Annotated in this window: 5 protein-coding genes; 4 read left to right on the top strand and 1 reads right to left on the bottom strand. The window is 30.5% G+C overall.

The annotated features are described in order from the left end of the window. Positions 1-17: 17 nt before the first annotated feature. Positions 18-1,151 (bottom strand): AI-2E family transporter, encoded by a 1,134-nt coding sequence (locus JWF52_RS15590; protein WP_208334454.1) that lies wholly within the window; start codon positions 1,149-1,151, stop codon positions 18-20. A gap of 146 nt (positions 1,152-1,297) precedes the next feature. Between JWF52_RS15590 and JWF52_RS19780 the strand changes: the two genes are divergently transcribed. From JWF52_RS19780 to JWF52_RS15610, 4 genes are all read left to right on the top strand, one after another. Further along, positions 1,298-2,947: a S8 family serine peptidase gene (locus JWF52_RS19780; RefSeq protein WP_208334455.1), complete on the top strand. Its 1,650-nt coding sequence runs from the start codon at positions 1,298-1,300 to the stop codon at positions 2,945-2,947. Between the two features lie 17 nt (positions 2,948-2,964). Beyond that, entirely contained in the window at positions 2,965-4,626 is a 1,662-nt protein-coding gene (locus JWF52_RS15600; RefSeq protein ID WP_208334456.1) for a S8 family peptidase, read from the top strand. A 10-nt stretch (positions 4,627-4,636) separates the two neighbouring features. Beyond that, positions 4,637-6,310 (top strand): bile acid germinant receptor pseudoprotease CspC, encoded by a 1,674-nt coding sequence (gene cspC / locus JWF52_RS15605; RefSeq protein ID WP_208334457.1) that lies wholly within the window; start codon positions 4,637-4,639, stop codon positions 6,308-6,310. 65 nt (positions 6,311-6,375) lie between these two features. Beyond that, entirely contained in the window at positions 6,376-6,570 is a 195-nt protein-coding gene (locus JWF52_RS15610) for a CDIF630_02480 family spore surface protein (RefSeq protein ID WP_208334458.1), read from the top strand. Positions 6,571-6,590: the final 20 nt, after the last annotated feature.

Consider the following 6,590-nt stretch of genomic DNA (forward strand, 5'->3'; position numbering starts at 1 on the left):
ATAAGTAAGGTTATTTTTTAATTATTAATATCTATGTCAATATCAATATTAATATCGCTATCTCTATTTAGATTTTTATGCTTATATTCGATAAATTCAACTAAGTATATTTTTACTACACCGATTATAGGTACAGATAAAATCATACCAGGTATACCGAAAAATCCACCACCCACAGTAACTGCAAGAATAGTTAAGAATGGGCTAAGGCCTAATTGGCCACCGACTATTTTAGGTTCTATTACAGCAACTTCAATCTGTTGAACTAATACTAAGTAAGCTAAGGAGAATAAAGCTACAGATGGGTTATAAAATAAATTTATTATAACCACAGGAGCCATACCAAGTACAGGTCCAAAATAAGGTATTAAATTAAAGAAGAACATTAAAGTACCAAATAATAAGGAATACTTAGATTTTAAGAAATAAAGCCCTACCGTAGATAAAAGTGCTACAATAAATGAATCAAGTATTTTACCTGTAAAATATTTTCCGATATTAGAATTTAGAGTTCGTCCAACGTCTAATAAAAAGTCTCCATATTTCTTACCAAGTGATACATAAACAACTTTTTTAGAAAAAGATAAAAAACTTTCCTTTTCTAGTAGAATATAGAAACAAATTATGAATGCTAGTACAAATTGAACTATAAATTTTGTTACAGAGAAGGTTGTATTAAATATTTGACCTATGTACCCAATTAGTAGGTTACTAATCTCAGGCATAGCCGACATAAACTTATCTCCATAATCTTTCAACGTATTAGGATCAACATTTTTTAAACTGTTACCAAGTTCTATAACAAAATCTTGGGTTTTTGAAACATATAAAGGGAATTGACTTACGATATCCGCCAAACTACTTATTATAGCAGGAGCAGTAAATAATACAAATGATACTAATAAAACTGCAATCAAACCATAGGTAATACCTAGTGATACAATTCTTTTTAGTTTTAGCTTATCTTCTAAAAAATTTATAATAGGATTAAATATATACGCTAATATAAAAGCTATTACAAATGGAGTAAGTAGCGATAGAAGTAAGTTAAATACACTGAAAAAATATTGATAGCTATCAATAAGTTTAATCAAAACATATGATATAACTACTGTAACTATAATATTTAAAGAAAACTTTGAACTTTTCAAAATAACACATCCTTATCAATTTATATAGATTTAATTACAATAATATAAAATTTTTATATCAAAAAATTAAATCAATATCAGTATTATACAATAAAAACAGGCTTAGTACATATATATATTAATAGAAAAATTAAATTATATCGGAGGTGATTATTATAGACTTTGAAGTTGTAGTAAAATATAATGGAAATATTTTAAGCCTTGAAGAAGAATTAGGAGTAGATGTAGAGATATTAAGTCCAATATATGCGATTATAACGGCTAAAAATGCAGAGCAAATCAATAACTTACTTTCATATCCACAAATAGAATATATAGAAAAGCCATTTATATTACAAGCACAAGACACTCAAAGTTTTTCAAGTACAGGAATTACAAACTTTAAAAATAGAAGTGGATTAACTGGAAAAGGAACTATACTAGGCATTATAGATTCAGGAATAGATTACACGCTCCCTGTATTTAAAGATAGTAATGGTAATTCTAAGATACTTTACTATTGGGACCAATCTATAACTGGAAATCCTCCAGAAGGATTTAAAGAGGGAATGTTATATACAAATGAAGATATAAATAATGCAATAAATAACCAGGGTACGATTCCAATTTCTCCAACAAGTGCTCATGGAACCCATGTAGCGGGTATATGTTCAGAAATTGCAAATGAGGCAAATATAATAGCTGTAAGAGTTGGAAATAGGTCAACAGATACTTTTTCTAGAAGTACAGAATTTATGAGAGCAATAAAGTTTATTCTTGATAGAGCACTAGAGCTTAAAATGCCAGTAGCAATAAATATAAGTTATGGAAGTAATGAAGGTTCACATAGAGGACTATCTTTATTTGAACAGTATATTGATGATATGTGCTTATTTTGGAAAAATAATATAGTTGTAGCAGCCGGAAATAATAGAGATAAAGGTGGTCATAAAAGTATTCAATTAACGAACCAAGTTCAGGAAGTAGAATTTATAGTAGGAGAAAATGAAAGAATATTAAATATTAATATATGGCCGAATTTTTCGGATGATTTTAATGTTCAGTTAGTAAATCCATCAAATCAACGAACTCAAATAGTTTCACTTAACTCAGAAGAAGTAAGAAATGTAATAGGTAGTACAAGGATAAAGGGTTATTTTTTCCCGATAGCTCCATATTCACTTACAAGAAGAGTAACATTTCAACTAACATCAGATAGCTCCATAACACCAGGAATATGGAAAATGGTTTTTGAACCAATAAACGTAGTAAGTGGAAATATAAATATATATTTACCAACATCAGAAGGCTTAAGTCCAAATACTAGATTTTTGACACCTACTACGGAATTAACAGTCACAGTCCCGGGAACAGCATCTAGAGTAATAACTGTTGGAAGTTTTAATTCCAGAACTGATATAGTATCAGTATTTTCAGGTGAAGGAGATATTGATTCATGCGTATATAAACCAGATATATTAGCACCGGGAGAGAATATAGTATCATATCTTCCTGGTGGGAATACAGGAGCCCTTAGTGGAACAAGTATGGCAACACCTCATGTTACAGGAGTATGCGCATTATTTTTCCAGTGGGGAATTGTAAATGGAAATGATTTATTTTTATATTCAGCAAGATTAAAGGCACTTCTTTTAAAATCAGCAAGAAGAACTGGAAATTTGGTATATCCAAATGATTCGAGAGGATATGGATTTTTAAATCTATCAACTCTTGAATTAAGTCAGTTAGCTGAACTAAATAAAACACAAGACTATGAGTTTAGAAAAAGAAGAACTAGAAAAGTAAAAAAAAAATAAAAGTACCAAAGATTACAATGATGAGGCAGAGAAATAACATAGAAGCGGTTAACGTTTTACATGGTCCAAACTTTGAAGAAGAAATAAATTCAATAGTTCCAGGAAATGAATTTTATAAACTAAGTGATGGCTTTGGCGTACTTTTTATAAATGAAAATAATTATTCAGCTCTTCCAGAAATATTATCAGTGCCATCGGTAACAAGATATGAACCAACCACAAGATTAACTTTATTAGGAGATATAACACAAGGAACTGCAAATGGAGTAAATGCAAATGAAGAAATAGGAGTAAACTTCTTTAAAAATAATCCTAATTTATCTTTAACAGGAAGAGGAGTTGCAATAGCTATAATAGGAAGTGGTATAGATTATTTACATCCAGATTTTATTTATGAAGATGGAACGTCAAAGATACTTTATCTATGGGATCAAACTAAAGAGGGAAATCCTCCTAAAGGTTATCTTATAGGAACAGAGTATACTAGAGAACAAATAAATGAAGCTATAGCCCAAAATGATAACACATTATCTGTTGATACAGAAGGCTATGGAACTATGATATCTGGAATATGTGCTGGACTTGGGAAGGTAAATAGAGAGTATGCAGGAGTTGCTGAAGATTCAGATTTAATAGTAGTAAAGATGGATAAAATAAATGGTTTTTACAATAATGCAATGGCTTTTATTGCTACTCAGTATGTATATGAAAAAGCTTTTATTAATAATCTGCCAATAGTTATTGATACAATTTATGGAACTAATAGTTCTGTTGGAGTATCAACTAGAACTATTACTCAGCAAGCTTTTTATTCTAGAGGCCTTTGCCTGGTGACAGCAGCAGGAAACGAAGGGAACACTCAAACACATACAAGTGGAAGAATTTTATTTAAGGGAGATGTTCAAGAAGTTGAATTTGAATTAACTAATAATGAAGAAAATCTTGAAATTCAAGTATGGATAGATAAGCCAGATATAGCTAAAGTGACTATAGTAACACCAACAGGAGAAACAAGCAAAGATGTTGATGTAGCAAATTATTCTAGAATATCAGGAATATTTGATTTAGAGTCAACCGGATACTCAATAACATATATTTATCCAACTACTTATTCAGGCCAACAACAAACAATAATAGGATTAACTAGTGCTAAAAGAGGTGTTTGGAAACTTAGACTTACAGGAGAATATATAACAAATGGTATATTTAATGTATATCTTCCCAATAGAGTATTTATAGACCCTGGAACTAAGTTTAGAAATCCAGACCCAGATGAAACTATAACATATCCAGGAACATATGACGATATTATAACAGTCGGAGCCTACAATACAATAAATAGTAGTTTATGGCAAAGCTCATCAAGGGGACCATCTATATCAAAGCTACAAAAACCAGATATAGTTGCTCCTGGTGTAAATATAATAGCGCCGTATCCAGGAGGAAAATATGCAACAATTACAGGTACAGCTCCAGCATCAGCATATGCATCAGGGTGTGCTGCTTTATTTTTACAATATGTTTTAGTAGAAAGACGATATCCAGAAAAAGCATTTGTTCAAAAAATAAGAACATATTTTAGAGCTGGAGCAGTTAGAGATAGTAATATTTCATATCCTAATAATAGTTATGGATTTGGTGTTCTTAATATAAGAAATATTTTTGATCAATTAAGGTAAGGAGGAAAATATGGAAACATCATATACCATAATTTATCAAGGTGATATAGTTCAAGCTTTCAGCCAAAATAATATTAGTGAATATATGATTTTAAATGACCAGCTTGCTGTTATATATGTACCTGTGAATTTTAATGAGACAATACTAAATAGAATACCAGAGGTTGCATGGTGGCAAAGAGAATCTCCATTAAGTTCTTTGATAGAGATAAATGAATCAATAGCAGGAGGAGTGACTGCTACAGTTGCTGCAGGAACAGACTATATATATAATCATCCATATCTAAATGTATCCGGAGCTGGTATATTAGTTGCTATAGTAGATTCTGGTATAGATTATTTACACCCAGATTTTATAAAAAATGATGGTACCAGTAGAATAATATCTATTTGGGACCAAGAAAGTTCTAAAAATAATCCTCCAGAAGGGATGATATTTGGAAGTGAATTTAGTCAAGAACAAATAAATAAGGCGATAGCAGATAAAGACCCAACTTTAAGTGTAGATAATATTGGAACAGGAACAATAGCAGCTGGAATAGCTGTAGGAAGCGGTAGATTAAACTCTCTTTATAAAGGTGTAGCAATTAATAGTGAATTAGTAGTTGTTAAGTTAAGACATTATGAGGGAACTTATAAAGAAGGCAGAATAAATTACTTAAATACAGATTTTTTAGCGGCTATAAAGTATGTAATAGACGTATCAAAGAGAGATGATAGATTAGTTATAATAAATTTAACGGTAGCTGATAGATCAAAGTCTGTTATAATAACTAATTTATTAGATACTTTTCCTGATTTGAGCAGTAGAGGAATTATTGTAGTTAGTGGTGCGGGAAATGAAGGAAATACAGATATTCATTATGAAGGAACTTTTAGAAATGAAGCTACACCTCAAGATATAGTTATACAAGTTGGAGAACAAAAAGTACTAGATATTACTGTTGCTGCAAATGGGCCAGGAAAAATTGCTGCAATTTTAATATCGCCATCAGGAGAAATGAGTGACCGGGTAATATATTCTCCTGATATTCAAGTGTATAAAGGTAAATTTAATTTAGAGAATTCAACTTTTGAAATGTCTATTACTTATCCATGGATTTTTTCTGGGAATGAGGAACTAATGATAAGAATAAGTAATGTAAAACCTGGAATATGGACTTTAAGATTATATACTGAATTTATGATAACAGGGGATTATGATGTTTATCTTCCTAATAAAAATTTAATAGCCCAAGATACAAGATTTATAGATCCAAAGTCTTATTCGACAATAACATTATATGGAACTACAGAAAACGTAATAACTGTTGGAGCATATAATGATAAAACAACTAGTATGTGGATAGGATCATCAAAAGGTCCAGTAAAGGAAAGATACACAAAACCAGATATAGTAGCTCCAGGAGTTGATATAATATCAACATTTATAAATCAAAACTATGCTAAAGCTACAGGAACAGGAGTAAGTAGTTCTTTAGCAACAGGAGCTTTAGCTCTTTTGATGGACTATATAAGCCAGCAAAGTGCTTATGCAAGAAGAGGACTATTTACGCGAGTCCTTAAAACATACCTAATGCTTGGAGCAACAAAAAAAGACATATATGTTTTTCCAAATAGCTCTCAAGGATATGGAATTTTAAACATACAAAATACAACACAGGCTATTGCAAGGAATCTTTAAATTAATATGAATTGTAAAATAAATAATGGTTAAAACTAATACAAAAGAAAAAAGAGGTGATTACTTTGAATAATGATAAAACTAAAGCACTAAGTGGGGCAAATAATGAAAGGTTAAAAAAACATAGACCGACTAACAATGAATCAACTGCAGCTTGGGCAGATGTAGATAAACTAAAGCCTCACAGTAAAGTTACAATTCCATCTTTAGACAATGTTGAAGAAGCTAAAGATTGGGTAGATAATGGAAGTAGATTATAATATATATAAAATAAAGGTAC

It is taken from the genome of Clostridium sp. CCUG 7971, assembly GCF_017590215.1.
GTDB lineage: Bacteria > Bacillota > Clostridia > Peptostreptococcales > Peptostreptococcaceae > Faecalimicrobium.